The 25203-nt window shown below is 69.8% G+C and carries 20 protein-coding genes; 11 read left to right on the plus strand and 9 right to left on the minus strand.

Features of this window, described 5'->3' with window-relative positions; all coding sequences use genetic code 11:
- Positions 1 to 205: 205 nt before the first annotated feature.
- Complete coding sequence (arc, locus tag OG379_RS08175) at positions 206 to 1972, minus strand: proteasome ATPase (RefSeq protein WP_104790264.1); 1767 nt, start codon at positions 1970 to 1972, stop codon at positions 206 to 208.
- 241 nt (positions 1973 to 2213) lie between these two features.
- Here arc and OG379_RS08180 point away from each other — a divergent pair, with 241 nt between their 5' ends.
- Positions 2214 to 2525: a ferredoxin gene (locus OG379_RS08180; protein WP_104790263.1), complete on the plus strand. Its 312-nt coding sequence runs from the start codon at positions 2214 to 2216 to the stop codon at positions 2523 to 2525.
- A gap of 4 nt (positions 2526 to 2529) precedes the next feature.
- On the opposite strand, the gene OG379_RS08185 is transcribed toward OG379_RS08180, so the two are convergent.
- The 3 genes from OG379_RS08185 to OG379_RS08195 form a co-directional block, all read right to left on the minus strand.
- Complete coding sequence (locus OG379_RS08185) at positions 2530 to 3126, minus strand: hypothetical protein (RefSeq protein ID WP_405660774.1); 597 nt, start codon at positions 3124 to 3126, stop codon at positions 2530 to 2532.
- 199 nt (positions 3127 to 3325) lie between these two features.
- Complete coding sequence (locus tag OG379_RS08190) at positions 3326 to 4234, minus strand: tRNA (adenine-N1)-methyltransferase (RefSeq protein WP_307127888.1); 909 nt, start codon at positions 4232 to 4234, stop codon at positions 3326 to 3328.
- A 41-nt stretch (positions 4235 to 4275) separates the two neighbouring features.
- On the minus strand, positions 4276 to 5526 hold the full coding sequence (locus tag OG379_RS08195) for a site-2 protease family protein (protein WP_405668441.1): 1251 nt from the start codon (positions 5524 to 5526) through the stop codon (positions 4276 to 4278).
- A 170-nt stretch (positions 5527 to 5696) separates the two neighbouring features.
- Between OG379_RS08195 and OG379_RS08200 the strand changes: the two genes are divergently transcribed.
- Together OG379_RS08200 and OG379_RS08205 are read left to right on the plus strand one after the other, a co-directional pair.
- Entirely contained in the window at positions 5697 to 6542 is an 846-nt protein-coding gene (locus OG379_RS08200) for a RecB family exonuclease (RefSeq protein WP_405668443.1), read from the plus strand.
- Positions 6543 to 6551: 9 nt separating this feature from the next.
- Positions 6552 to 7223, plus strand: coding sequence for a response regulator (locus tag OG379_RS08205; protein ID WP_393758138.1), 672 nt, complete (start codon positions 6552 to 6554; stop codon positions 7221 to 7223).
- 71 nt (positions 7224 to 7294) lie between these two features.
- On the opposite strand, the gene OG379_RS08210 is transcribed toward OG379_RS08205, so the two are convergent.
- The 3 genes from OG379_RS08210 to metH all read right to left on the minus strand — a co-directional run bounded on the left by OG379_RS08210 (position 7295) and on the right by metH (position 13605).
- On the minus strand, positions 7295 to 8887 hold the full coding sequence (locus OG379_RS08210) for an ABC transporter substrate-binding protein (protein ID WP_405660777.1): 1593 nt from the start codon (positions 8885 to 8887) through the stop codon (positions 7295 to 7297).
- A 366-nt stretch (positions 8888 to 9253) separates the two neighbouring features.
- The gene (locus OG379_RS08215) at positions 9254 to 9952 is read right to left on the minus strand and encodes an HAD family phosphatase (protein WP_362943051.1); all 699 of its coding nucleotides are present in this window, start codon (positions 9950 to 9952) and stop codon (positions 9254 to 9256) included.
- A gap of 140 nt (positions 9953 to 10092) precedes the next feature.
- The gene (gene metH / locus OG379_RS08220; protein WP_405660781.1) at positions 10093 to 13605 is read right to left on the minus strand and encodes a methionine synthase; all 3513 of its coding nucleotides are present in this window, start codon (positions 13603 to 13605) and stop codon (positions 10093 to 10095) included.
- A gap of 239 nt (positions 13606 to 13844) precedes the next feature.
- Between metH and OG379_RS08225 the strand changes: the two genes are divergently transcribed.
- From OG379_RS08225 to OG379_RS08255, 7 genes are all read left to right on the plus strand, one after another.
- Positions 13845 to 14609 (plus strand): IclR family transcriptional regulator, encoded by a 765-nt coding sequence (locus OG379_RS08225; RefSeq protein ID WP_362943046.1) that lies wholly within the window; start codon positions 13845 to 13847, stop codon positions 14607 to 14609.
- A gap of 263 nt (positions 14610 to 14872) precedes the next feature.
- Entirely contained in the window at positions 14873 to 15664 is a 792-nt protein-coding gene (locus tag OG379_RS08230) for an MIP/aquaporin family protein (protein WP_405660783.1), read from the plus strand.
- Positions 15665 to 15704: 40 nt separating this feature from the next.
- The gene (gene glpK, locus OG379_RS08235; protein ID WP_393758127.1) at positions 15705 to 17234 is read left to right on the plus strand and encodes a glycerol kinase GlpK; all 1530 of its coding nucleotides are present in this window, start codon (positions 15705 to 15707) and stop codon (positions 17232 to 17234) included.
- Positions 17235 to 17246: 12 nt separating this feature from the next.
- On the plus strand, positions 17247 to 18857 hold the full coding sequence (locus OG379_RS08240; RefSeq protein ID WP_362943037.1) for a glycerol-3-phosphate dehydrogenase/oxidase: 1611 nt from the start codon (positions 17247 to 17249) through the stop codon (positions 18855 to 18857).
- A 125-nt stretch (positions 18858 to 18982) separates the two neighbouring features.
- The gene (locus OG379_RS08245) at positions 18983 to 19948 is read left to right on the plus strand and encodes an LLM class flavin-dependent oxidoreductase (RefSeq protein ID WP_405660788.1); all 966 of its coding nucleotides are present in this window, start codon (positions 18983 to 18985) and stop codon (positions 19946 to 19948) included.
- 30 nt (positions 19949 to 19978) lie between these two features.
- Entirely contained in the window at positions 19979 to 21037 is a 1059-nt protein-coding gene (locus tag OG379_RS08250; RefSeq protein ID WP_393758121.1) for an LLM class flavin-dependent oxidoreductase, read from the plus strand.
- A 99-nt stretch (positions 21038 to 21136) separates the two neighbouring features.
- Positions 21137 to 21808, plus strand: a complete 672-nt coding sequence (locus tag OG379_RS08255) for a FadR/GntR family transcriptional regulator (protein WP_393758119.1) — start codon at positions 21137 to 21139, stop codon at positions 21806 to 21808.
- On the opposite strand, the gene OG379_RS08260 is transcribed toward OG379_RS08255, so the two are convergent.
- Both OG379_RS08260 and OG379_RS08265 read right to left on the minus strand, forming a co-directional pair.
- A complete protein-coding gene (locus tag OG379_RS08260; protein WP_405660791.1) occupies positions 21797 to 22585 on the minus strand; it encodes an SDR family NAD(P)-dependent oxidoreductase in 789 nt (262 codons plus the stop codon). The two genes, OG379_RS08255 and OG379_RS08260, sit on opposite strands and share 12 nt — an antisense overlap.
- Positions 22582 to 23904 (minus strand): L-fuconate dehydratase, encoded by a 1323-nt coding sequence (locus OG379_RS08265; RefSeq protein ID WP_405660793.1) that lies wholly within the window; start codon positions 23902 to 23904, stop codon positions 22582 to 22584. Before OG379_RS08265 ends, OG379_RS08260 begins: the two co-directional genes overlap by 4 nt.
- Before the next feature lie 229 nt (positions 23905 to 24133).
- On the opposite strand from OG379_RS08265, the gene OG379_RS08270 reads away from it, so the two are divergent.
- Positions 24134 to 25177: a PAC2 family protein gene (locus OG379_RS08270; protein WP_405660795.1), complete on the plus strand. Its 1044-nt coding sequence runs from the start codon at positions 24134 to 24136 to the stop codon at positions 25175 to 25177.
- Positions 25178 to 25203 lie beyond the last annotated feature (26 nt).

Raw genomic sequence — 25203 nt, forward strand, 5'->3', positions numbered from 1 at the left:
GCTCCCGTCCGGGAGCGGCGCTCAAGTACCGCTGCTGGTCCGCGGTGCCCGTCCCCGCACTGCGCGACTCGGCGGTACGGCAGAGCCTAGAGCGCCTCTGCGCCGGTGGGGAGATCAATTACGTCATTGTTCGGGTGTGGCCGGAGCTGCCGGGAAAACGGCCGGCTGCGGATACCCTGCCGGGCATCCGCAGCCGGTCTGCGTTTTACAGGTACTGTCCGGTATTTGCCACCGTGTCGATGGAACGACCGGTGTCTGCGCCCTGCTTTCCGGTGACGAGTGTGCGGATGAACACGATCCGCTCGCCCTTCTTTCCGGAAATCCTGGCCCAGTCGTCCGGGTTGGTCGTGTTGGGCAGGTCCTCGTTCTCCTTGAACTCGTCCACGCAGGCCTGGAGGAGGTGGGAGACGCGCAGGCCCTTCTGGCCCTGCTCGAGGAATGCCTTGATGGCCATTTTCTTTGCCCGGTCCACGATGTTCTGAATCATCGCTCCGGAGTTGAAGTCCTTGAAGTACAGGACTTCCTTGTCGCCGTTCGCGTAGGTGACCTCGAGGAAGCGGTTCTCCTCGGATTCCGTGTACATCCGCTCCACGACGGACTGGATCATCGCGTGGGCGGCGGCCTCCCTCGACCCGGTGTGCTCGGACAGGTCGTCCGAGTGCAGCGGCAGCGAGGGCGTGAGGTACTTCGCGAAGATGTCCTTCGCGGCCTCCGCGTCCGGACGCTCGATCTTGATCTTCACATCGAGACGGCCGGGCCGCAGGATCGCGGGGTCGATCATGTCCTCACGGTTGGAGGCGCCGATGACGATGACGTTCTCCAGGCCCTCCACACCGTCGATCTCGGCGAGCAGCTGGGGGACGATGGTGTTCTCCACGTCCGAGCTGACACCGGAGCCACGGGTGCGGAAGAGGGATTCCATCTCGTCGAAGAAGACGATGACGGGGGTGCCCTCGCTCGCCTTCTCCCGGGCACGCTGGAAGACGAGGCGGATGTGCCGCTCGGTCTCACCGACGTACTTGTTGAGGAGCTCGGGGCCCTTGATATTGAGGAAGTAGCTCTTCCCCGCGGGCTGTCCCGTGACCTCGGCGACCTTCTTGGCCAGCGAGTTGGCGACGGCCTTGGCGATGAGTGTCTTGCCGCAGCCAGGGGGGCCGTAGAGCAGGATGCCCTTCGGCGGGCGGAGTTCGTGCTCCTTGAAGAGGTCCGGGTGGAGGTACGGGAGCTCGACCGCGTCGCGGATCAGTTCGATCTGGTCGCCCAGACCGCCGATCTTGTTGTAGTCGATGTCCGGGACCTCTTCGAGAACGAGCTCCTCGACCTCGCTCTTGGGGACCACTTCGTAGACGTAGCCGGACCTGGGTTCGAGCAGGAGGGCGTCGCCGGGGCGGATGGTGATGTCCAGCAGAGGCTCGGCGAGCCTCACCACCCGTTCCTCGTCGGTGTGCCCGACGACCAGGGCGCGCTCGCCGTCCTCGAGGATCTCCTTGAGGGTGACGATGTCCCCGGCCCGCTCGAATTCCATGGCCTCGACCACGTTGAGCGCTTCGTTGAGCATGACTTCCTGGCCTCGCCGGAGGCCCTCGAGCTCGACGCTCGGACTGACGTTCACCCGGAGCTTGCGGCCCCCGGTGAAGATGTCGCAGGTGTCGTCCTCGTTGGCCTGCAGGAAGACACCGAAGCCGGCCGGCGGTTGCGCGAGCCGGTCGACCTCCTCCTTGAGGGCCACGATCTGGTCGCGGGCCTCCCGGAGTGTGTTGGCGAGCCGCTCGTTCTGCGCGGACACGCCTGCCAGGTTGGTCTGCAACTCGACGATCCGCTCTTCGAGAATCCTCGTATGACGCGGAGAGTCGGCGAGCTTACGTCGCAGGACGGCGATTTCCTGCTCGAGATAGGCGACCTGGCCGGCTGGGTCCTCAGACCCTCGCCCGGGCCGGTTGCCGCGGTTGATGTCGTCGTCGTGGGCTGCCACGGTCCTCACCTCCTCCAAGGGGAGCTGGACGCTTCCTGACCCTACCTGGGTGGGTGATGATTGAAACCCCTAGATCACAAAGACCCGGGAGTCTGTCCGATCTTCACCCTTGCGCTCTCCCTCACGCCAAGGGAATACCCACCCTTCGGCACCGGAAAGCAGCCGGTTGTATCGTCGAAGCGTTCAACACCCGTCAGGGCTGGCTTCAATTGGTGCAGATACGCAGGGAACGGCAGGACACATGACCGTGCAGCAGGACGCTCCGGGCGACAGCGACACACAGGACCTCGAGGTCTGGATCGACCAGGATCTCTGTACGGGCGACGGCATCTGCGTGCAGTACGCACCTGAGGTGTTCGAGCTGGACATCGACGGTCTGGCGTACGTCAAGAGCGACGAGGACGAGCTCCTCCAGGACAAGGGCGCCACCACACCGGTGCCGCTGCCTCTCCTCCAGGACGTCGTGGACTCCGCCAAGGAATGTCCGGGCGACTGTATTCATGTACGTCGCGTTTCGGACAATGTAGAGGTCTTCGGGCCGGACGCGGAGTAACGGCTCAGACGCCTCGCGCGGTGGAGCCCTCGGGGCCGGCGGACTTGATGAACGCGTTGCCCTTCCACTGCCAGGAGGCGCTCTCCAGCTCGTCGGGGCAGCAGCGGGGGACGTCGGCCGAGGAGTAGCCGAGCAGGGTCGCCGACACGCGGCCGTCACGGACGGTGAAGTCGGTGACGTTGAGTTTCTGAGCGGGGTCCACCAGGGTCGCCACGACCCGGGGTGCGGCCCCGCTCGGCTGTGTCACGACGTAGATGCCGCTGGGTGGGGTGCCCGACCCCGCGGCGCAGCGTACGACGGCCACGGTCTCGGGCCCGCCGTCCCCGTCGAGGTCCCCGGGTGCGCTTTCGGCCACGGTGTGTCCGGCGGCGCCGCAGTCGAGCGGGAAGGCGACCTGCGCCGGGTCGGGCGCCTTCGCGGCGGGCGCACTCCCGTGCTGCGTGGTGACGCGGTGCTCGGACGCGGAGGCCGTCGCGGTGGCCGCCTCCGGCTGGAGCAGGCCCGCGGCGGCGACGACCGCGGCCATCGCCGTCGCCGTGGCGAGCCAGTGCACCGGCTTGGCGTCGGTGTGCGCGAGGTCCGGGAGCGCGGAGGTCTGCACGCGGTATGTCTCCTGTGGTTCCTGGTGCCTGGATAGGCGGTGCCGCACGGATGTCGGCGGGCGGGGGGTGGCCAGCATCGTGCCACACCTCACACCCGAGGGGAACGGCGGGGTCGTCGCGGCCGACGGGAAAGGCGCCGCCGCCGGGCTCCCCGGGTCGGTCCGGGAACTCGACGGCGGCGCCTTCGCGTTGTACGGGTCAGTCGCGGGTGGCGGAGCCGCTCCGGCTGCCGGGACCGTCGTAGTCGTCGCCGTAGGCGCCCTTGGACGGGCGGCGGCGGCGCAGCGGCGGCTCGACGCCGTCCGCGAGACGGCGGGCGGTGACGAGGAAGCCGGTGTGGCCGATCATCCGGTGGTCGGGGCGGACGGCCAGGCCTTCGACGTGCCAGTTGCGGATCATCGACTCCCACGGCTGCGGTTCCGCGAAGCAGCCGATCTCACGGATGGACTCGACCGTCCGCGAGAGCTGGGTCGTGGTCGCGACGTACGCGCAGAGGATGCCGCCGGGCACCAGGGCCTTGGAGACGGCCTCGAGGCACTCCCACGGGGCGAGCATGTCGAGGACGACACGGTCGACGTCGGTGTCCGAGAGGTTGTCCTGGAGGTCGCCGACGGTCAGCTGCCAGGCCGGGTGCGGCGAGCCGAAGTAGCGCTCGACGTTCTGCTGGGCGATCTCGGCGAAGTCCTCGCGGCGCTCGTAGGAGTGCAGCATGCCCTGCTCGCCGATGGCGCGCAGCAGGAAGGTGCTCAGCGCACCCGAGCCGACGCCGGCTTCGACGACGCGCGCACCGGGGAAGATGTCACCGAAGGCGAGGATCTGACCCGCGTCCTTCGGGTAGACCACGGCGGCACCGCGGGGCATGGACAGGACGTAGTCGGGGAGCAGGGGACGCAGCGCGAGATAGGCGACGTTTCCCGTGGTTCGGACAACACTGCCCTCGGGAGCACCGATCAGCTCGTCGTGCGGGAAAGAACCCTTGTGGGTGTGGAAATTCTTTCCGGCCTCGAGCGTGAAGGTGTAGTGGCGTCCCTTGGGGTCGGTGAGCTGGACCTGGTCCCCGACTTTGAATGGGCCGCGACGGCGGGCGGCACCGGTCGGTTCGGACATGTGACCAGCCTACCGGTATTTCGGGGGCCGCTTTCCGGACGTCAGGCCGAGGGACGGGCCATGGCCTTGATGAAGGCGCGCTCGACATCGGCGGTGGAGAGGACGCCGTAGATCTCGCCGGTCTCCTCGACCACCAGGTACTCGGTGGCCGGGGTGGCCTTCAGCCGGTCCAGCAGGGCCTCGCCCGCGAGTTCGGCCGGGACCTTCATACCGTCGGTGAGGTCCTGGGCGAGGCCGCTGACGGCCACCCAGGGCCTGCGGTGTTCGGGGACGCCGGCGATGGCCGCCTCCCGGACGACGCCCTTGGGGCTGCCCTGGCCGTCGACGACGACGAGGGCGCGGGCGCCCGCCTCGTTGGCGCGGCGGAGTGCCTCGGAGAGCGGGGTGGCGGACTCCACGGGCACGGCACGCCGGGTGAGGGTACGGGCGCGGAGTTCGGGGAGGTGCTCACGGAGCCGCGCCGTCCGCAGGCTGTTCCCGGCGCCGGTCCAGATGATCGCCGCGAGGATGGCCGCGAGGAGGGCGTCGGTGACGGTCTCGAACCCGCTGATCTCACCGGTGGCGTTGCCGAGGGCGCCGGTGTGGGTGAGCAGCGGGAGGCCGACGAAGACGGTGATGGCCAGGCCCCGGCCGACCCACGCGGCGGCGATGGTGCCGCTCATGGGCTTGCCCGTGATCTTCCAGACGACCGCGCGGAGCATGCGGCCGCCGTCCAGGGGCAGGCCGGGCAGCAGGTTGAAGGCGGCGACGATGAGGTTGGAGACCATCAGCCCGGCGAGGAGCACGCCGGGGACGGTGCCCGCTTCGACGAACTGGAGCGGGATGTAGAAGACACCGCCGAGGACGAGGGAGAGCAGGGGGCCCACGAAGGCGAGGACGAACTCGCGGCCAGGGGTCTCGGTCTCCTTCTCGATCTCGGAGACGCCGCCGAAGAACTGGAGCTGGATGCGGCGCACCGGCAGCTTGTAGCGCAGGGCGGCGACGGTGTGGGCGAGCTCGTGGACGAGCACGGACGCGTAGAAGGCGATCGCGAAGAAGAGCGCGACCAGGTAGCGGGCCCCGCCGAGTTCCGGCAGGACGCGGTCGAGCTGTCCTCCGAAGACCCATGTGATCAGCGCCGCGACGACGAACCAGCTGGGTGCGACGTACACGGGCACGCCGAAGGGGCGCCCCATCAGGAGGCCGCCTCCCGGGTCTGCCGGGCGTCGCGGTTTGCCCTTGTCCGGTCCGGTGCCGGGGTCCTTGCCCCCTGCGCCGGGCTGCGGGCGCCCGCTGTCGCCGCTCTCGTCCACGGGGTCCCTTCGGTCGGTGGCTTCTGCCACGATCATGCTGTGTGCGAGCTCTGTCGTCGATGGTATGCCGATGGGTGTCAGTGGCGGGCCGTAGGGTCTGCGACATGACGTCCGTACCGCGCCCGCCTCAGCCACCCTCGTCCCTGTCGCCGTCGCGCGCGAACGATTTCATGCAGTGCCCCCTGCTGTACCGCTTCCGGGTCATCGACAAGCTCCCGGAGAAGCCCAGTGAGGCTGCTACCCGGGGCACGCTGGTGCATGCGGTGCTTGAGCGTCTGTTCGACGCCCCGGCGGCGGACCGTACGGCGCCGAGGGCCAAGGCGCTGATCCCGGGCCAGTGGGACCGGCTGCTGGAGTCGAAGCCCGAGCTGACGGAGCTCTTCGAGGGGGATCCGGGGGGAGAGCGGCTCGCGGGGTGGCTCGGCGAGGCGGAGCGGCTCGTGGAGCGGTGGTTCTCGCTGGAGGACCCGACCCGCCTGGAGCCGGCCGAGCGGGAGCTGTTCGTCGAGACGGAGCTGGATTCGGGGCTGAGGCTGCGCGGCGTGATCGACCGCGTGGACGTGACCCCGACGGGTGACGTCCGCATCGTGGACTACAAGACGGGCAAGGCGCCCCGGCCGGAGTACGCGGAGGGCGCGCTCTTCCAGATGAAGTTCTACGCCCTGGTGGTGTGGCGCCTGAAGAACGTGGTCCCGCGCCGGCTCCAGCTGGTCTATCTCGGCAGCGGTGACGTGATGACGTACGACCCCGTGCCGGCGGACCTCGAGCGGGTGGAGCGCAAGCTGCTTGCGCTGTGGGAGGCAATCCGGCTCGCCACCGAGACGGGCGAGTGGCGGCCGAGGCCGACGAAGCTGTGCGGCTGGTGCGACCACCGGGCGGTCTGCCCGGAATTCGGCGGGACTCCCCCGGTCTATCCGCTGTCCGTGCGCCCGCCCGAATCGGTGGAGGCTGTGCAGGGCAGAATGGAGCCGGTCCGGCCCGAGGCCGGCCGGCCCGCGGCCCTGGAAGGCCCTTAAGGAGATTACGTGGCTATCCGCGTCCTGCTCGTCGATGATCAACCACTGCTGCGTACCGGTTTCCGGATGATCCTGGAGGCGGAGGGCGATCTGGCGGTGGTCGGTGAGGCCGGCGACGGCCTGCAGGCCATCGATCAGGTGCGGGCGCTGCAGCCCGATGTCGTGCTCATGGACATCCGGATGCCGCGGATGGACGGGGTCGAGGCGACCCGCCAGATCACGGGCCCCGGGCGGGACGGCCCGGCGAAGGTCCTGGTGCTGACGACGTTCGATCTCGACGAGTACGTGGTGGAGGCGCTGCGCGCCGGCGCCAGCGGCTTCCTGCTGAAGGACGCGCCGGCCAACGAGCTGGTGCAGGCCATCAGGGTGGTGGCCGCGGGCGAGGCGATGCTGGCGCCGAGCATCACGCGCCGGCTGCTCGACAAGTACGCCGACCATCTGCCGTCGGGCGAGGACCCCGTCCCGGACGCCCTGCACACCCTGACCGAGCGCGAGGTCGAGGTGCTGAAGCTGGTGGCGCGCGGGCTGTCCAACGCGGAGATCGCCGCGGACCTGTTCGTGAGTGAGACCACGGTCAAGACGCATGTGGGCCATGTGCTGACGAAGCTGCGCCTGCGCGACCGCGTGCAGGCCGCCGTCTACGCCTACGAGAGCGGTCTGGTGCGCCCCGGCGCCCAGTGAGACGGACGCAGGAACGGGCGCGGTCCGGGGCCAGTGGCCCCGGACCGCGCCCGTTCGTGCGGGATGCCGCGTCAGGAATCGCCGCGGCCCAGCTCCCAGAGCTGGAGGTCGGCCGAGGACGTGACGGCCCACTCCACACCGGTCAGCTCGTCGAGCGAGGCGACGTACTGCTTGCCCTGCCAGACCGGGAGCACGGGAACGTCGTTGGCAACGATGTCCTGGAGCTTCTCGAAGGTCGGCGTCGCGGCGCTGCGGTCGGCCTCGCGGCGGGACTGGGGAATGAGCGTGCCCTGCGCCTCGGTCGACGTGTACGGCGAGTTGAGGAAGTTGTCCTCGTCGAGGAACGGTGCGATGTAGGTCTCCGGGTCCGGGAAGTCGGGGAACCAGCCCATGCCGTACACGGCGTACTCGCCCTTCTTCTGGGCAGGGCGGAACTTGTCCCAGGGGGTGCCCTCGACGTCGACCTCGAACAGCTTCGTTGCGTTGAGCTGCTTCGCCAGCGCCTCGAACTCCGCCTTGGTCGCGGGACCGTAGTGGTCCGTCGTGTAGTGCAGCGTGAACTTCACCGGGGTGTCGATGCCGGCCTTGTCCAGGATCCCGGCGGCCGTGTCCACGTCGGGCTCGCCGTACCTGTTGTAGAACGAGTTGGTGTGACTGGTGATGCCGGACGGGATCAGCGAGTAGAGCGGCTCGGCGGTGCTGCCGTACACCTTGCTGGCGATGGACCCGCGGTCGATGATCTGGGCCATGGCCTGGCGCACGGCCTTGTTCTTCACCAAGGGGTCCTCGGTGTTGAAGCCGAGGTAGCTGATGGCGAGGCCCGGCATCTCGGTGAGCTTCACGCCCTCCTCCGGCTCCTCCAGCATCTTCTGGGACTGCTCGGGCGACATGGTGCGCGTCATCATGTCGATCTTCTTGTCGTCCAGAGCCTTCCCCATCGCCGCCGCGTCGGGGAAGAGGTCGAGCTCGACCTTCTCGTTCCTGACCTTCAGATCGCCCTTGTACTTGGGGTTCTTGGTGAAGACCACCTTGACGACCTGGTCGCCGTCGACCTCGGGCTTCATGGTGTAGGGGCCGGATCCGTCGACCTGGAAGCCTTCGCGGGCCTCCTTCGCCGGGTAGTTGTCCTTCTGGACGATGCCGGCGGGCGGCGTGGCGAGCTTGTAGGGGAAGGTGGCGTCCGAGGTCTTCAGGTGGAAGACGACCTGGTCCTCGCCCTTGGTCTCGATCGTGTCGATGTTGGAGAGCAGGCCGACCGGGCCGCTCTCGTCCTTGATGTCGAGAACCCGCTGGATGGAGTACTTCACGTCCTCCGGGGTGACGGGGGTGCCGTCCGCGAACGTGAGGCCGTCACGCAGCGTGCAGCGGTAGCTCTCGTTCTCGGTGTCGGTGAAGGTGCAGCTCTTCGCTGCCTCGGGCACCGGCTCGCCGCCGCCGCGGGGTATGTGGGTCAGGGTCTGCACGGTCTGGCGCAGGACGTTCCACACGCCCGCCTCGTAGCCGATGGCGGGGTCGAGGGGGGCCGGGTTGTCCTTCGAGGCGATGAACTGGTCCGTTGTCCCGACAACGATGGCATCGCCCCCGTCGTCCGACCCGCCGCAGGCGGCGAGCACGGGTGCGAGCAGGCCCACTACGGCCGGCAGCACCAGCGTCTTGCGGTTCATCTGGACGTTCTCCCTCATTCCGGCATGTGAGAAAACCGAGATTAGTAGGCGCCGCAGGGGGACTTGACCGGTGCGGATCGGCCGCGTATTCACTCGGTGATCGCCGATGACGGGTTGTCCATGTCACGCTCGGGAATGTTTCGTACACGACTTCATCAATACGGACGTATGGGGGCCTCGAATCGGACAGCCTGGCCGATCTGCAGGCCCCACGAACATTACGCCGAGTGACGAACATCACGCCCCCGCGCCGCCGGGTGTATTGACATGGACCTGATTCAGACGGTGCGCGAAAGCGGGGAACGAACAGATTTCACAGCTGAATTCTTGTCGCCTGTCCACGAAGCATTCTCGGTACACCCGCTCTCACTCGTCGGCGATCAGGTCCCGCAGGAAGGCGAGATCCACCTGCTCCAGGGAGGGCACGACCACCCGCCCGGGGGCGGGGGCGATCGGTGCCACGGACGGCACGGCGACGACCCGGCAGCCCGCCGCCTCGGCCGCGGCGACCCCGGTGGCGGTGTCCTCGATAACCGCGCAGCGCCAGGGATCCGCCCCGAAACCCGCCGCCGCGGCGAGGTACGGGTCGGGGTGGGGCTTCGTGCGGGACACCTCGTCCCCCGCGACCGTGAGCGCGAAGTGGTGGCGGCCCACCGAGTCCAGGACCCGGTCGATGATGCGCCGGTGCGAGGCGGAGACCAGCGCGGTGGGCACCTCGTGCGCGGCGAGCTCGGCGAGCAGCCGTGCGGCGCCCGGCATCAGTGGCGCACCGCGTCCGATGCGCTTCTCGAAGCGGTCGTTGAGCAGCACGGTGAGTTCTTCGATGGCGATGTCGGCCCCGGTGACCTCGATGAGGTATCCGGCGCTGCGGGTCATGGGCCCGCCGACGACCACCTCCCGCCAGGCCGGCTCGAGCCGGTGACCGAGGTCGGCGAAGACCTCGACCTCCACGTCCCACCAGAATCCTTCGGTGTCGACCAGTGTGCCGTCCATGTCGAGAAGGACGGCTTGCAGCGCCGACCCTTCGGCCGTACGGGTCAGGGACGCGGGGACCGTACTGGTCATCCGGCACACCTCCAAGAGGGACGAGAAGGCCGACCGCCTTCCCGGTGGGAACGGCGGCCGGCCTGCACTGGACCGACCAGTCTACGACTCGTGCACGTCCTGCGCGCGGAATAGCCCCTTACCGCGCGTTGAACAGTGCTCTACCGTGCGTTGAAGTACTTCGCCTCCGGGTGGTGGATGACGATCGCGTCCGTGGACTGCTCGGGGTGGAGCTGGAACTCCTCGGAGAGCTTCACACCGATCCGCTCGGGCTCCAGCAGCTCGGCGATCTTCGCCCGGTCCTCCAGGTCGGGGCAGGCCCCGTAGCCCAGCGAGAAGCGCGCGCCGCGGTACTTCAGCGCGAACATGTCCTCGACGTCGGAGGGGTCCTCGCCGGCGAAGCCCAGCTCGCTGCGGACCCGTGCGTGCCAGTACTCGGCGAGCGCCTCGGCCAGCTGCACGGACAGCCCGTGGAGCTCCAGGTAGTCGCGGTAGGAGTTCGACTCGAAGAGCGCGGCGGTGGCCCCGCCGATCTTCGAACCGACCGTGACGACCTGGAGGCCGATCACGTCCGTCTCCCCCGACTCCTCGGGGCGGAAGAAGTCGGCCAGGCAGAGGCGACGGCCGCGGCGCTGGCGCGGGAAGGTGAAGCGGGTGCGCTCCGAGCCGTCCTCGTGCAGCAGGATCAGGTCGTCGCCCTTGGAGACGCAGGGGAAGTAGCCGTAGACGACGGCGGCCTCCAGCAGGTTCTCGGTGTGCAGCTTGTCGAGCCAGCCGCGCAGGTGCGGCCTGCCCTCGCGCTCCACGAGCTCCTCGTACGTCGGCCCGTCACCGGCGCGGGCCTGCTTGAGGCCCCACTGGCCCTTGAAGAGCGCGCCCTCGTCCAGCCAGGAGGCGTACTCCTTGAGCTGGATGCCCTTGACGACCCTGGTGCCCCAGAACGGCGGCTCGGGGACCGGGTTGGTGACGGACACGTCGGACCGCACACCCTCCTCGGGCTCCACGACCTCGGCCGCGGGGGCTTCCCGCTTGGGCACCCTGCGCTGCTTCAGCTCGGGGAGGCTGGCGCCGGGGACACCGCGCTTGACCGCGATGAGAGCGTCCATGAGGCGCAGGCCCTCGAAGGCGTCGCGGGCGTAGCGGACCTCGCCCTCGTAGATCTCGTGCAGGTCCTGCTCGACGTAGGCCCTGGTCAGGGCGGCGCCACCGAGGATGACCGGGTAGTCGGCCGCCATCTTGCGCTGGTTCAGCTCCTCCAGGTTCTCCTTCATGATCACGGTGGACTTCACCAGGAGGCCCGACATGCCGATGACGTCGGCGCGGTGCTCCTCGGCGGCGTCCAGGATCGCGGAGACGGGCTGCTTGATGCCCAGGTTGACCACGTTGAAGCCGTTGTTGGACAGGATGATGTCGACGAGGTTCTTGCCGATGTCGTGGACGTCGCCCCGGACGGTGGCCAGCACGATGGTGCCCTTGCCGTCGTCGTCGGTCTTCTCCATGTGTGGTTCGAGGTGGGCGACCGCGCTCTTCATGACCTCGGCGGACTGCAGCACGAAGGGCAGCTGCATCTGGCCGGAGCCGAAGAGCTCACCCACGACCTTCATGCCCGCCAGCAGGGTGTCGTTGACGATCTCGAGCGCGGGCCGGGTCTGCAGCGCCTCGTCGAGGTCGGCCTCCAGGCCGTTCTTCTCCCCGTCGATGATGCGGCGCTGGAGCCGCTCGTCCAGCGGCAGAGCGAGGAGTTCCTCGGCCTTGCCCTGCTTCATCGACTTCATGTTGACGCCCTCGAAGAGCTCCATGAGCCGCTGCAGCGGGTCGTAGCCCTCCTCCCGGCGGTCGTGGATCAGGTCGAGGGCGACCTTGACCTGCTCCTCCTCCAGCCGGGCGATCGGCAGGATCTTGGAGGCGTGCACGATCGCGGAGTCCAGACCCGCCTTCACGCACTCGTCCAGGAAGACGGAGTTCAGGACGACGCGTGCCGCCGGGTTCAGACCGAAGGAGATGTTGGACAGACCCAGCGTGGTCTGTACGTCGGGGTGGCGGCGCTTCAGCTCGCGGATGGCACCGATCGTGGCGATCCCGTCCTTGCGGGACTCCTCCTGGCCCGTGCAGATGGTGAAGGTCAGGCAGTCGATGAGGATGTCCGACTCGTGGATGCCCCAGTTGGTGGTGAGGTCCTCGATGAGCCGCTCGGCGATGGCGACCTTGTGCTCGACGGTGCGGGCCTGGCCCTCCTCGTCGATGGTCAGCGCGATCAGCGCGGCGCCGTGCTCGGCGGCCAGCGCGCTGACCTTGGCGAAGCGGGACTCGGGGCCGTCGCCGTCCTCGTAGTTGACGGAGTTCAGTACGGCCCGGCCGCCCAGCTTCTCCAGTCCGGCGCGCAGGACGGGCACCTCGGTGGAGTCGAGCACGATCGGCAGGGTGGAGGCGGTGGCGAACCGGCCGGCCAGCTCCTCCATGTCGGCGACCCCGTCGCGCCCCACGTAGTCGACGCAGAGGTCGAGCATGTGGGCGCCTTCGCGGATCTGGTCGCGGGCCATCTCGACGCAGTCGTCCCAGCGCGCGTCGAGCATGGCCTCACGGAACTTCTTGGATCCGTTGGCGTTCGTACGCTCGCCGATCGCGAGGTACGAGGTGTCCTGGCGGAACGGGACGGTCTGGTAGAGCGAGGCCGCGCCGGGCTCGGGGCGCGGGGCACGGGTGGTGAGCTCGGCGCCGCGGACGCGGTCCACGAGCTGGCGCAGGTGCTCCGGCGTCGTACCGCAGCAGCCGCCGACGAGCGAGAGGCCGTACTCCTGGACGAAGGTCTCCTGGGCATCGGCCAGGCCCTCGGCGTCGAGCGGGAAGTGCGCCCCGTCCTTGGTGAGCACCGGCAGCCCGGCATTCGGCATGCAGAGCAGCGGGATGCGGGAGTGGCGGGTGAGGTAGCGCAGGTGCTCGCTCATCTCCGCGGGGCCGGTCGAGCAGTTCAGGCCGATCATGTCGACGCCGAGCGGTTCGAGCGCGGTCAGGGCGGCACCGATCTCGGAGCCGAGCAGCATGGTGCCGGTGGTCTCGAAGGCCAGTGAGCAGAGCACCAGGAGGTCGCTGCCCATCGCCTCCAGGGCGCGCCGAGCGCCGAGCACGGCGGCCTTGGTCTGCAGGAGGTCCTGCGTGGTCTCGATGATGAGCGCGTCGGCGCCGCCGGCGATCAGCCCCTCGGCGTTCTGCTGGAAGCCGTCGCGCAGGACCGTGTAGGGCGCGTGGCCCAGGGTCGGCAGCTTGGTGCCGGGGCCGATGGAGCCGAGCACCCAGCGCTGCTGGCCGGTGGACTCGGTGAACCGGTCGGCGACCTCGCGGGCGATGCGCGCGCCGGCCTCGGAGAGCTCCTGGATCCTGCCGGGGATGTCGTACTCACCCAGGGCGGAGGCGTTGGCCCCGAAGGTGTTCGTCTCGACGCAGTCCACGCCGACCGAGAAGTACTCCTCGTGCACCGAGCGGACGATGTCGGGGCGCGTGACGTTCAGGATCTCGTTGCAGCCTTCGAGGTCCTCGAAGTCCTCGAGGGTGGGGTCCTGGGCCTGGAGCATGGTGCCCATGGCACCGTCGGCCACCACGACCCGGGTGGCGAGCGCCTCACGGAGCGCTGCGGCTCGGGTCCGGCTGTCAGCTGAGGGGGTCGGCAACGAGGCCATGGATGTTCTCCCTGGGATGCGACGGCTGTCGGCTTTGCGTCCTTCTGCGGAAGGGGCACGCGGCCAGCGTAGCGGGGAGGCGCCCGGGGCGGGCATCGCGTCCCACGGGGCGGACTGCATGCTGTCCCGTGAACGGGCCCGCTCACAGGGTGACGCATAATCTTCGCGCCACCGGACAGAGGTCGGCATCGACCGATAGTGTTCAGCATTGTCGAACCGAGGTGGAGGAGTACGGCGCGATGGCGAAGAACATCCAGTCGCTCGAGCGGGCAGCCGCGATGCTGCGTCTGCTGGCAGGCGGCGAGCGTCGGCTCGGCCTGTCCGACATCTCGTCGTCCCTGGGTCTGGCCAAAGGCACGGCGCACGGCATCCTGCGCACCCTCCAGCACGAGGGCTTCGTCGAGCAGGACGCCGCGTCCGGGCGCTACCAGCTGGGCGCCGAGCTGCTGCGCCTGGGCAACAGCTATCTCGACGTGCACGAGCTGCGGGCCCGCGCGCTGGTGTGGACCGACGACCTGGCCCGCTCCAGCGGCGAGAGCGTCCACCTGGGCGTGCTGCACCAGCACGGGGTACTGATCGTCCACCACGTCTTCCGGCCCGACGACAGCCGCCAGGTGCTCGAGGTCGGCGCCATGCAGCCGCTGCACTCCACCGCGCTGGGCAAGGTCCTGGCCGCCTACGACCCGGTCGCGCACAGCGAGGCCACGGAGGTGGAGCGGCGGTCCTTCACGCCGCGCACCGTCACGGGCGACGAGGAGTTCGAGTCGCTGCTCGACCTGATCCGGGCGCAGGGCTGGGCGGCCGACGTCGAGGAGACCTGGGAGGGCGTGGCGGCCGCGGCCGCCCCCATCCACGACCGCCGCAGGATGCCGGTCGGCGCCGTGGCCGTGACCGGCGCGGTGGAGCGTGTCTGCGCCGGCGGCGAGCTGCGGCCCGAGCTCGTCGCGGCCGTACGGGACTGCGCCCGTGCCGTGTCCCGGGATCTGGGCGCCGGGCGCTTCTGAGCACACCCCGCGGCGTCGGTAACGATCGAGTCGCGCGTCACACACCTCTTGACGCACCCCCCATCGGGGAGAAACATTGCCGTTCACCGGTCGGCATTGTCGAACGCTTAACGGCAATACGCGTTAGAGTGTGACAGTGCCGAGGGCCGGTCAAGCCCTACAGGTGAAGTACCCGTCCCGAACGAGTACCCACCTGGGGGTGCGATCCACCGGAGGGACCCGGTGTTTCGCCTTCCCCTGGACGAAGGACAAAGGAGTCACGGGTGTCCAGCTCCGACATCTTCATCGGCGAGACCATCGGTACCGCCGTACTCATACTGCTCGGCGGCGGTGTCTGTGCCGCCGTCACGCTCAAGCGCTCCAAGGCGCACAACGCCGGCTGGCTGGCCATCACCTTCGGGTGGGGCTTCGCCGTACTGACCGGCGCCTACATCGCCTCCGGGGTGTCAGGCGCCCACCTCAATCCGGCCGTCACGATCGGCCTCGCCATCCAAGGTGGCACCGCGTGGAGCGACGTGCCCCTGTATCTCGCCTCCGAGCTGCTCGGCGCGATCATCGGTGCCGTGCTCGTCTGGGCCGTCTACTACGGCCAGTTCCACGCGCACCTCACGGATCCCGAGATCGTGAAGGACCAGCCGGCCGAGAAGGGCATGGTCGACCAGTCGTCCGCACCGAAGGCGGGCCCCGTGCTCGGCATCTTCACCACGGGTCCCGAGATCCGGCACACGGTGCAGAACATGGTCACGGAGATCATCGCGACCTTCGTGCTGATCCTGGCGATCCTCACCCAGGGCCTCAACGACGAGGGCAACGGCCTCGGCGCGCTGGGTGCCCTGATCACCGCACTGGTGGTCGTCGGCATCGGTCTGTCGCTCGGCGGTCCGACCGGCTACGCGATCAACCCGGTGCGTGACCTCGGTCCGCGCATCGTGCACGCGCTGCTGCCTCTGCCCAACAAGGGCGGGTCGGACTGGGGTTACGCCTGGGTACCGGTGGTAGGACCGCTCATCGGGGGCGCACTCGCCGGCGGGCTCTACAACCTCGCCTTCGCCTGAGCCCTCATCTTCGCACCGCACAGACTTCCGGGAGCCAACCGTGACCGACGCACACACCACCGGCCCGTTCATCGCGGCCATCGACCAGGGCACCACGTCCAGCCGCTGCATCGTCTTCGACAAGGACGGCCGGATCGTCTCCGTCGACCAGAAGGAGCACGAGCAGATCTTCCCCAAGCCGGGCTGGGTCGAACACGACGCGAATGAGATCTGGGAGAACGTCCAGGAGGTCGTCGCCGGGGCGATCGTCAAGGCGGGTATCACCTCCGCCGACGTCAAGGCGATCGGCATCACCAACCAGCGCGAGACCACCCTGCTCTGGGACAAGAACACCGGTGAGCCCGTCCACAACGCCCTCGTCTGGCAGGACACCCGCACCGACGCGCTCTGCAAGGAGCTCGGCCGCAACGTCGGCCAGGACCGCTTCCGCCGCGAGACGGGCCTGCCGCTCGCGTCGTACTTCGCCGGCCCGAAGGTGCGCTGGCTGCTCGACAACGTCGAGGGGCTGCGCGAGCGCGCCGAGCGGGGCGACATCCTCTTCGGGACGATGGACTCCTGGGTCATCTGGAATCTGACCGGAGGCACGGACGGCGGCGTGCACGTCACCGACGTCACCAACGCCTCGCGCACCCTCCTGATGAATCTCCACACGATGCAGTGGGACGACAAGATCGTCACGTCGCTGGAGATCCCCGCCTCCGTACTGCCGGAGATCCGGTCCTCCGCCGAGGTGTACGGCAACGCCAAGGGCGGCGTCCTCGACGGCGTCCCGGTGGCCTCCGCGCTCGGCGACCAGCAGGCCGCGCTGTTCGGCCAGACGTGTTTCGCCCAGGGCGAGGCCAAGTCCACGTACGGCACCGGCACCTTCATGCTGATGAACACCGGCCACACCCCGGTGAACTCGTACAACGGGCTGCTGACGACCGTCGGGTACCGGATCGGCGACCAGAAGCCGGTCTACGCCCTCGAGGGGTCCATCGCCGTCACCGGTTCGCTGGTGCAGTGGATGCGCGACCAGATGGGCCTCATCAAGTCCGCGGCCGAGATCGAGACGCTGGCCTCCTCCGTCGAGGACAACGGCGGCGCGTACTTCGTGCCCGCGTTCTCCGGTCTGTTCGCCCCGTACTGGCGGCCCGACGCCCGCGGTGTCATCGCGGGTCTCACCCGATACGTGACCAAGGCGCACATCGCCCGGGCCGTGCTCGAGGCCACCGCCTGGCAGACCCGCGAGATCAGCGACGCCATGACCAAGGACTCCGGTGTCGAGCTGACCGCGCTCAAGGTCGACGGCGGCATGACCTCCAACAACCTGCTGATGCAGACGCTCTCCGACTTCCTGGACGCGCCCGTGGTGCGCCCCATGGTCGCCGAGACCACCTGCCTCGGCGCCGCCTATGCCGCCGGCCTCGCCGTCGGCTTCTGGCCGGACACCGACGCACTGCGCGCCAACTGGCGCCGTGCCGCCGAGTGGACACCCCGCATGGACGCGGCCACCCGTGACCGCGAGTACAAGAGCTGGCTCAAGGCCGTCGAACGGACCATGGGCTGGATCGAGGACGAAGAGATCTGAGGAGCAATCGACATGACCACCCTGCAGAGCGTCCCCGCCCTCGGGACGCATCCGGCCTCCGGCTCCCTCCCGAGCCGTGCCGAGACCCGGGAGCAGCTTTCCAAGGCGACGTACGACCTCCTGGTGATCGGCGGCGGCATCCTGGGCATCTCCACCGCCTGGCACGCCGCGCAGTCCGGACTGCGGGTGGCCCTGGTGGACGCCGGCGACTTCGCCGGCGCCACCTCCTCGGCCTCCTCCAAGCTGCTCCACGGCGGTCTGCGCTACCTCCAGACCGGCGCGGTGAAGCTGGTCGCCGAGAACCACTTCGAGCGGCGCGCGGTGTCCCGTCAGGTCGCCCCGCACCTGGCCAACCCGCTCACCTTCTACCTGCCCGTCTACAAGGGCGGGCCGCACGGCGCCGCCAAGCTCGGCGCGGGTGTCTTCGCCTACTCGGCGCTGTCCGCGTTCGGTGACGGCGTCGGCCATGTGATCAGCCCGTCCCGGGCCGCGCGCGACGTGCCCGAGCTGCGTACGGACAACCTGAAGGCCGTCGCGGTCTACGGCGACGACCAGATGAACGACGCCCGGATGGCGCTGATGACGGTCCGCGCGGCCGTCGACGCGGGCGCCGTCGTCCTCAACCACGCCGCGGTGACCGGCCTGCGGTTCACCAAGGGCCGTGTCACGGGGGCCGAGCTGGAGGACCGTCAGGACGGCTCGGAGTTCGGCGTGAACGCCCGGCTCGTGCTGAACGCCACCGGCCCGTGGGTCGACCACCTGCGGAAGCTGGAGGACCCCGCCTCCGCGCCTTCCATACGTCTGTCCAAGGGCGCCCACCTCGTCCTCAAGCGCACCCGCCCCTGGAAGGCCGCGCTGGCGACGCCGATCGACAAGTACCGGATCACGTTCGCCCTGCCGTGGGAGGACATGCTGCTGCTCGGCACGACCGACGAGGAGTACGAGGGCGACCCGGCCGATGTCGCGGTCACCGAGAAGGACACGGCGCAGATCCTCGACGAGGCGGCGTTCTCCGTCCGGGACCAGCAGCTGTCACGCGATCTGATCACGTACTCCTTCGCGGGGCTGAGGGTACTGCCCGGCGGTCCGGGCGACACGTCCAAGGCCAAGCGCGAGACGGTCGTGACGGAGGGCCGCGGCGGCATGCTGTCGGTCGCGGGCGGCAAGTGGACGACGTTCCGCCACATCGGCCGTACGGTGATGAACAAGCTGGCCGAACTGCCCGGCCACCCCCTCGGCGAGGACATGGAGCCGATGGCACGGCTGCCGAAGAAGGTGCCGCTGCCCGGTATCGCCAACCCGAACGCGGTCGCGCACCGGCTGCTGGTCGACGGCGGTACACCCGGTCCCCGGATGCCCGCCGACACGGCCCGGCACCTGGCGACCCACTACGGCTCGCTCTCCTTCGACATCGCACGGCTGGCGAACGAGAACCCCGCGCTGGCCGAGCGCATCCACCCCGACGCACCGGAGATCTGGGCGCAGGTGGCGTACGCCCGCGACCGCGAGTGGGCAGAGACGGCGGACGACGTGCTGCGCCGCCGGACGACGCTGACGATCCGGGGCCTGGCCACGGACGGCATCCGGGCCAGGGTCGAGGACATGCTGGCCGACGGGCGCTGACGGCGCCGGCACGCAGGAGCAGGGGCGGTCTCCCGGTCGGGGAGGCCGCCCCTGCGGCGTGGGCTCCCCGGGACGTGCCATGCAGCCGCCATACGGGTGCAATGTGACGCGGGGACAGTGGAGAGATGTCCGAACACCAGGGATTCCATCTGTCAGTGGCGCTCAACGGCGCCGGTTCGCATCCGGCCGCGCCCGCCAGGCCCTTCACACCCGACGACTACGCCCGGCTGGTGCGCGGCGCCGAGGCCGGACTCCTCGACTTCATCACGGTGGAGGACGGCCCGGGACGGCTCGACTCCGCGCTGCTGCTCGCGCTGGCGGCGCAGGTCACCGACCGGCTCGGACTCGTCCCGCTGGGTCCCACGACGGGTGATCCCACGGCCTGGGCGACGCGGATCGCGACGCTCGACCATCTGAGCGCCGGGCGGGCCGGGGTGCGGCCCCGCGCCACGACGAGCAATCCGGAGCACGCCCGGCTCGTGGCGGTCCTCGGCACTCCCGAGGGCGACCGGCGGGTGGCCGAACTCTTCGCGCGGGCAGACGATTTCCTGACCGAGGCCACGGCGGCGTGGGACACCGCCGTGCCCTCCCCCCAGGGCAGGCCGCCGCTGACGCTGCTCGCGCACGCCACGGTCCCCTACCGGCTGGCGGCCGCGCACGGCGACGTCGTCCTCGTGACTCCGGCGGACACCGCCGGACTGGTCGCCATACGCAAGGAGGTCGAATCGCTGCTGGAGGAGGCGGGCCGGCCGCCCGGCGCGCTGCGCGTCTTCGCCGACGTCAACGTCGTGCTGGGCGACAGCCAGGAGGCGGCCGACGCGCGCCGGGCCGGCCTGGAGGAGGCGGCCGGAGCGCCGTTCACCTCGGACGCCGCCGTCTTCTGCGGTACGCCCGAGGGGCTGGCCGGCCTTCTTCAGGAGTGGTTCCACGAGGGCGGCGCGGACGGGTTCCGGCTACGGCCGGCGGTGCTTCCCGACGACCTGGACGCGATCGTCACCGGGCTGGTGCCTGTCCTGCAGCGGCGCGGGCTCTTCCGCACCGCGTACTCCGCCCGGACCCTGCGCGGCCACCTCGGCCTCGCCGGCGCCTGACACCCCGCCGCCCAGAGAAGGAAGGCTCCCGTGAAGTTCTCCGTACTCTCCCTCGTCGGCCATGCCCCGCATCCGCTGACGGGCCGACTCCCCTCGGCCGCCGAGCGGTTCCACGAGGTGATCGAGACAGGTGCGGCGGCGGAGCGGCTCGGCTTCGACGCGTACGCGATCGGGGAGCGGCACGCCGGGCCGTTCCTCTCGTCGAGCCCCGGCGTGGTCCTGGGCGCGCTTGCATCGAGGACCTCCACCATCCGGCTGCTGACCGGGGTCACGGTCGTCGCGATCCTCGATCCGGTGCGCGTGGCGGAGGAGTTCGCGACACTCGACCAGATCTCACGGGGCAGGCTCGAACTCGTCGTGGGGAAGGGCGCTGAGGCCGGCCACTTCAGCCTGTTCGGGCTGGACGAGGAGCGGCAGTGGGATCTGCAGAAGGAGAAGTACGAACTGCTGCGGCGGCTGTGGAGCGAGGAGGGCGTCGACTGGGAGGGTGAGTTCCGTCCGCCGCTGAAGAACGTGACGACCGTGCCACGTCCGTACGCCGGTCCCCCGCGCGTCTGGCACGGCTCGGCTACCAGTCTCAACTCCCCCGAGCTCGCGGCGAAGCACGGCGATCCGCTCTTCACGGCCAACGCGATCCAGCCCCGTGAGGCGTACGCCGGGCTGATCGCCCACTACCGGGAGCGGTTCGAGGAGTACGGACACGACCCGGCGGAAGCGCGGGTGGCGGCGGGCTCCGGCGGCCTGCTGATCGCGGACACGACGGAGAAGGCCGTGGAACGCTACAAGGAGCTGTACGAGGCCAGGGTCGCCCAGTCGTTCAAGCCGCACCTGGAAGGCAGGGCCGGCTACAACACCCCCTTCCGCACGATCGAGGACGCGATCGCGAACGGGCCGCAGCTCATCGGCTCCCCTCAGCAGATCATCGACAAGATCCTCGGCTACCACGCGGTGTACGGGCACGACCTGCAGTCGATCACCGTGGACGGTTTCGGCCTGTCGCACGGCGAACAGCTGGAGACTCTGCAGCGGTTCGCCGAGGAGATCGCCCCGGTCGTACGGCGCGAGGCGCCCTCCACGCTCTGGGAGTGACCGGGGGCCGGTGCCTCCGACGGGTGTGGGGCGCGGCGCCGCCCGGGGGCCGCATAATGAGATCCATACATCGGATGTCTTGTGCGCGAGGAGGCCTTCATGGCCGTCACCGACGAAGCGATCGAGAAGATCAAGGGAATGATCGTCTCAGGCGCGCTGGCCCCGGGAGACCGTCTCCCCAAGGAGAGCGAACTCGCGGCCGAACTGGGCCTGTCGCGCAACTCCCTGCGGGAGGCGGTGCGCGCGCTGTCGCTGATGCGGATCCTCGACGTCCGTCAGGGCGACGGCACCTACGTCACCAGTCTGGATCCGCAGCTGCTCCTGGAGGCACTCAGCTTCGTGGTGGACTTCCACCGCGACGACACCGTGCTGGAGTTCTTCGCGGTCCGCCGGATCCTGGAGCCGGCGGCCACGGCGATGGCGGCCCTGCGCATGACCGAGGAACAGCTGGACGCGCTGAGTGCCCAGTTGGACGCACTCGGCCCGGAGCCCTCGGTGGAGGCGCTGGTCGCCGGCGACCTGGAGTTCCACCGCAGCATCGTCCAGCACTCCGGCAACTCGGTGCTGTGCTCCCTGCTGGACGGCCTGTCCGGCCCGACCACCCGGGCCAGGGTGTGGCGCGGGCTGACCCAGGAGGACGCGGTCGGCCGCACCCTGCGCGAGCACCGGGCGATTCTGGCCGCACTGCGGGACCGGGACGCCGAGGCGGCCCGGTCCTGGGCGACGGTGCACGTGGCGAGCGTGGAGCAGTGGCTGCGGTCAACCCTGTGAGGGGGCGGAGGGACGCAGCCGCAGGCCCTGCATCCCTCCGTCGACGGCGAGCGCGGTGCCGGTGACGGACGCCGCCGCCGGGCTCGCCAGATAGACGACGGCCGCGGCCACCTCGTCGGCGGAGACCAGCCGTCCCAGTGGCTGCCGGGCGTCGAGCGCGGCGCGCTCGGCCGCCGGGTCCTCGGCCTGACCGAGCAGCCGGCCGATCCAGGGGGTGTCCGCGGTCCCCGGATTGACGCAGTTGACCCTGATCCCCTCGCGGACGTGGTCGGCGGCCATCGCGAGGGTGAGGGAGAGCACGGCCCCCTTGCTGGCGCTGTAGAGCGCGCGCTGCGGCAGACCGGCGGTCGCGGCGATGGAGCAGGTCTGGGTGATCGACACGGCACCGGGCCGCCCCGCGGCGGCGCGGCGCAGATGAGGCAGCGCGTGGCGGGCCGTGCGGACCATGCCGAGCACGTTGATGTCCAGTACGCGGGTCCATTCCGCGTCCGTGTTGTCCTCGACGGTGCCGATCGAGCCGATCCCCGCGTTGGACACCAGGGTGTGCAGGCCGCCCAGCTCCGCGGCGGCCCGGTCGACGGCGTCCCGTACGGCGTCGTCGTCCGTGACGTCGGCCTCCAGGGCGAGTGCCCCCTCGGGAGCACCCTTGGGATCGAGGTCGAGGACCGCGACTCGCGCCCCGCGGGCGAGCAGCAGGGTCGCCACGGCGGCCCCGATCCCGGACGCGCCGCCCGTCACCAGGGCGGACAGCCCGTCGAAATCCTGCGTACCGGTCATCGGTCGGTCTCCTCGGGTGTGCGGGGGGCCTGCCACGCAAGCCCCTGCGGGTAGCGGTGTGCGGCGATGGAGGCGGGGAGCATCCGGGCCGAGAAGCCCGGTTCGCGGGGGGTGGCGTAGCGGCCGTTCTCGACGACGGCCGGGTCGGCGAAGTGTTCGTGGAGATGGTCGACGTACTCGATCACGCGGTCCTCCAGGCTGCCCGAGACCGCGATGTAGTCGAACATCGAGAGGTGCTGGACGAGTTCGCACAGCCCGACGCCTCCGGCGTGGGGGCAGACCGGCACGCCGAACTTGGCGGCGAGCAGCAGGACCGCGAGGTTCTCGTTGACCCCGGCCACGCGTGCGGCGTCGATCTGGACGAAGTCGACCGCGCCGGCCTGGAGCAGCTGCTTGAACACGACCCGGTTGGCGATGTGTTCGCCGGTGGCGACCTTGACCGGCTGCCCGGCGCGGACGGCGGCGTGGCCGAGCACGTCGTCGGGGCTGGTCGGCTCCTCGATCCAGTACGGGTCGTACGGGGCGAGCGCGTTCATCCACTCCAACGCCTCGGCGACGTCCCAGCGCTGGTTGGCGTCGACGGCGATCCGGATGCCGGGGCCGACGGCCCGGCGGGCGAGCGTGAGTCTGCGGATGTCGTCGTCCAGATCGGCGCCGACCTTCAGCTTGATCTGGGTGAAACCGTCCGCGACGGCCTCCTCGGCCAGACGTACGAGCTTGTCGTCGTCGTATCCCAGCCAGCCGGGCGAGGTGGTGTACGCCGGATAGCCCTCGGCCAGCAGCCGCTCGGTGCGCTCGGCGCGGCCCGGCTCAGCGGCGCGGAGGATGGCGAGCGCCTCCTGCGGAGTGAGGGCGTCGCTGAGGTAGCGGAAGTCGACGAGGGAGACGAGCTCCTCCGGGGTCATCTCCGCGAGGAACTGCCATACAGGCTTCCCGGCCAGCCTCGCCGCGAGGTCCCAGGCCGCGTTGACCACGGCTCCGGCCGCCATGTGCATCACGCCCTTCTCGGGGCCGAGCCAGCGCAGCTGGGAGTCGTGCGTGAGATTGCGGTACAGGGTGGCGAGGTCCGCGGCCGTACGCGGGACGGGGCGTCCCACCACGTAGGAGCGGAGCGCCTCGATGGCCGAGGCCATGACATCGTTTCCGCGTCCGATGGTGAAGCAGAAGCCGTGCCCCTCCGCGCCCTCGCCGTCCGTGCGCAGGACGACATATGCGGCCGAGTAGTCGGGGTCCGGGTTCATGGCGTCCGAGCCGTCCAGCTGTTCCGAGGTGGGAAAGCGGATGTCGTCGACCTCGAAATCCATGACGGTCAGACTCATGTGCGCCCCCAGGGGAATAACATCGGATCTCTCAATGGTCATCCGATGTATAGCCTCCCGCGGTCCCCGCAGTCCAGAGTCCGGACCGATTTTGATCGGTTTCTGTCGTTACAGCTCGGATGAATCAAGAGGTGGCACGCTTCACTTCCGCGCGCAAACGGCTGCGGCGGAACAGTGCGGAAGCCGTAAGGTTGGTCCGTACACAAGGGAACTTCGGAAGGAGGCCTGGGTGATCGAGCTCGAGGGGGTACCCGAGCTGATCGACCCGGTCATGGTGGCCGCGTTCGAGGGCTGGAACGACGCGGGTGACGCCGCCTCCACAGCGGTCGCGCATCTGGACCGGGAGTGGAAGGGCGAGGTCTTCGCGGCGCTCGACGCCGAGGACTACTACGACTTCCAGGTCAACCGGCCCACGGTGTGGCTGGACGGTGGGACACGCAAGATCACCTGGCCCACCACCCGGCTCTCCGTGGTGCGGGTCGGCGGCGAGAAGCCCCGTGATCTGGTGCTGATCCGCGGCATCGAGCCGTCCATGCGCTGGCGCTCGTACTGCAACGAGATCCTGGGCTTCGCCCATGAGCTGGGCGTCGAGATGGTCGTCATCCTGGGGGCGCTGCTCGGCGACACCCCGCACACCAGGCCGGTGCCCGTCAGCGGGGTCACCTCGGATCCGGACCTGGCGAGGACCATGGACCTGGAGGAGACCCGGTACGAGGGGCCGACCGGCATCGTGGGCATCCTCCAGGAGGCCTGCACGCACGCGGGGGTGCCCGCGGTGAGCCTGTGGGCGGCGGTGCCGCACTACGTGTCGCAGCCGCCGAACCCGAAGGCGACACTGGCGCTCCTGAACCGCCTGGAGGATCTGCTCGGACTGCGGATCCCGCTGGGCGAGCTGCCCGAGGACGCCCGCGCCTGGCAGCTCGGGGTCGATCAGCTGGCCGCCGAGGACAGCGAGGTCGCGGAGTACGTGCAGACGCTGGAGGAGGCGCGGGACACCGCCGAGCTGCCCGAGGCGTCGGGAGAGGCCATCGCCCGCGAGTTCGAGCGCTATCTGCGGCGCAGGGACATCGGCGGACCGGGCCAGGCACCGGGCGGTCACGCCACGGAGAGCGGTGACGTGCCCTACCTGCGGGACACCTCCGGCGGTCGCACGCGACCGCCGAAGCCGCAGCGCCCGGAGAAGGACAAGGGCCGGCCGAAGGACGCCGACGGGGGCACCACGCCCGAGGACCCGCCGCCCGCAGGGCCGGACGAGGACGCCCCGGACGACTGACCACCCGGCTCCCGCACGGGGAACGG

This window comes from Streptomyces sp. NBC_01166, assembly GCF_045039765.1.
Lineage (GTDB): Bacteria > Actinomycetota > Actinomycetes > Streptomycetales > Streptomycetaceae > Streptomyces.

What these genes read in the sequence shown, in the direction of transcription:
- OG379_RS08240 (WP_362943037.1), top strand. Translation starts at nt 17,247, where the DNA reads ATGACCACCCTGCAGAGCGTCCCCGCCCTCGGGACGCATCCGGCCTCC.
- OG379_RS08200 (WP_405668443.1), top strand. Translation starts at nt 5,697, where the DNA reads ATGCAGTGCCCCCTGCTGTACCGCTTCCGGGTCATCGACAAGCTCCCG.
- metH (WP_405660781.1), bottom strand. Translation starts at nt 13,605, where the DNA reads ATGGCCTCGTTGCCGACCCCCTCAGCTGACAGCCGGACCCGAGCCGCA.
- OG379_RS08180 (WP_104790263.1), top strand. Translation starts at nt 2,214, where the DNA reads ATGACCGTGCAGCAGGACGCTCCGGGCGACAGCGACACACAGGACCTC.
- OG379_RS08245 (WP_405660788.1), top strand. Translation starts at nt 18,983, where the DNA reads ATGTCCGAACACCAGGGATTCCATCTGTCAGTGGCGCTCAACGGCGCC.
- OG379_RS08210 (WP_405660777.1), bottom strand. Translation starts at nt 8,887, where the DNA reads ATGAACCGCAAGACGCTGGTGCTGCCGGCCGTAGTGGGCCTGCTCGCA.
- OG379_RS08225 (WP_362943046.1), top strand. Translation starts at nt 13,845, where the DNA reads ATGGCGAAGAACATCCAGTCGCTCGAGCGGGCAGCCGCGATGCTGCGT.
- OG379_RS08190 (WP_307127888.1), bottom strand. Translation starts at nt 4,234, where the DNA reads ATGTCCGAACCGACCGGTGCCGCCCGCCGTCGCGGCCCATTCAAAGTC.
- OG379_RS08215 (WP_362943051.1), bottom strand. Translation starts at nt 9,952, where the DNA reads ATGACCAGTACGGTCCCCGCGTCCCTGACCCGTACGGCCGAAGGGTCG.
- OG379_RS08265 (WP_405660793.1), bottom strand. Translation starts at nt 23,904, where the DNA reads ATGAGTCTGACCGTCATGGATTTCGAGGTCGACGACATCCGCTTTCCC.
- OG379_RS08260 (WP_405660791.1), bottom strand. Translation starts at nt 22,585, where the DNA reads ATGACCGGTACGCAGGATTTCGACGGGCTGTCCGCCCTGGTGACGGGC.
- OG379_RS08255 (WP_393758119.1), top strand. Translation starts at nt 21,137, where the DNA reads ATGGCCGTCACCGACGAAGCGATCGAGAAGATCAAGGGAATGATCGTC.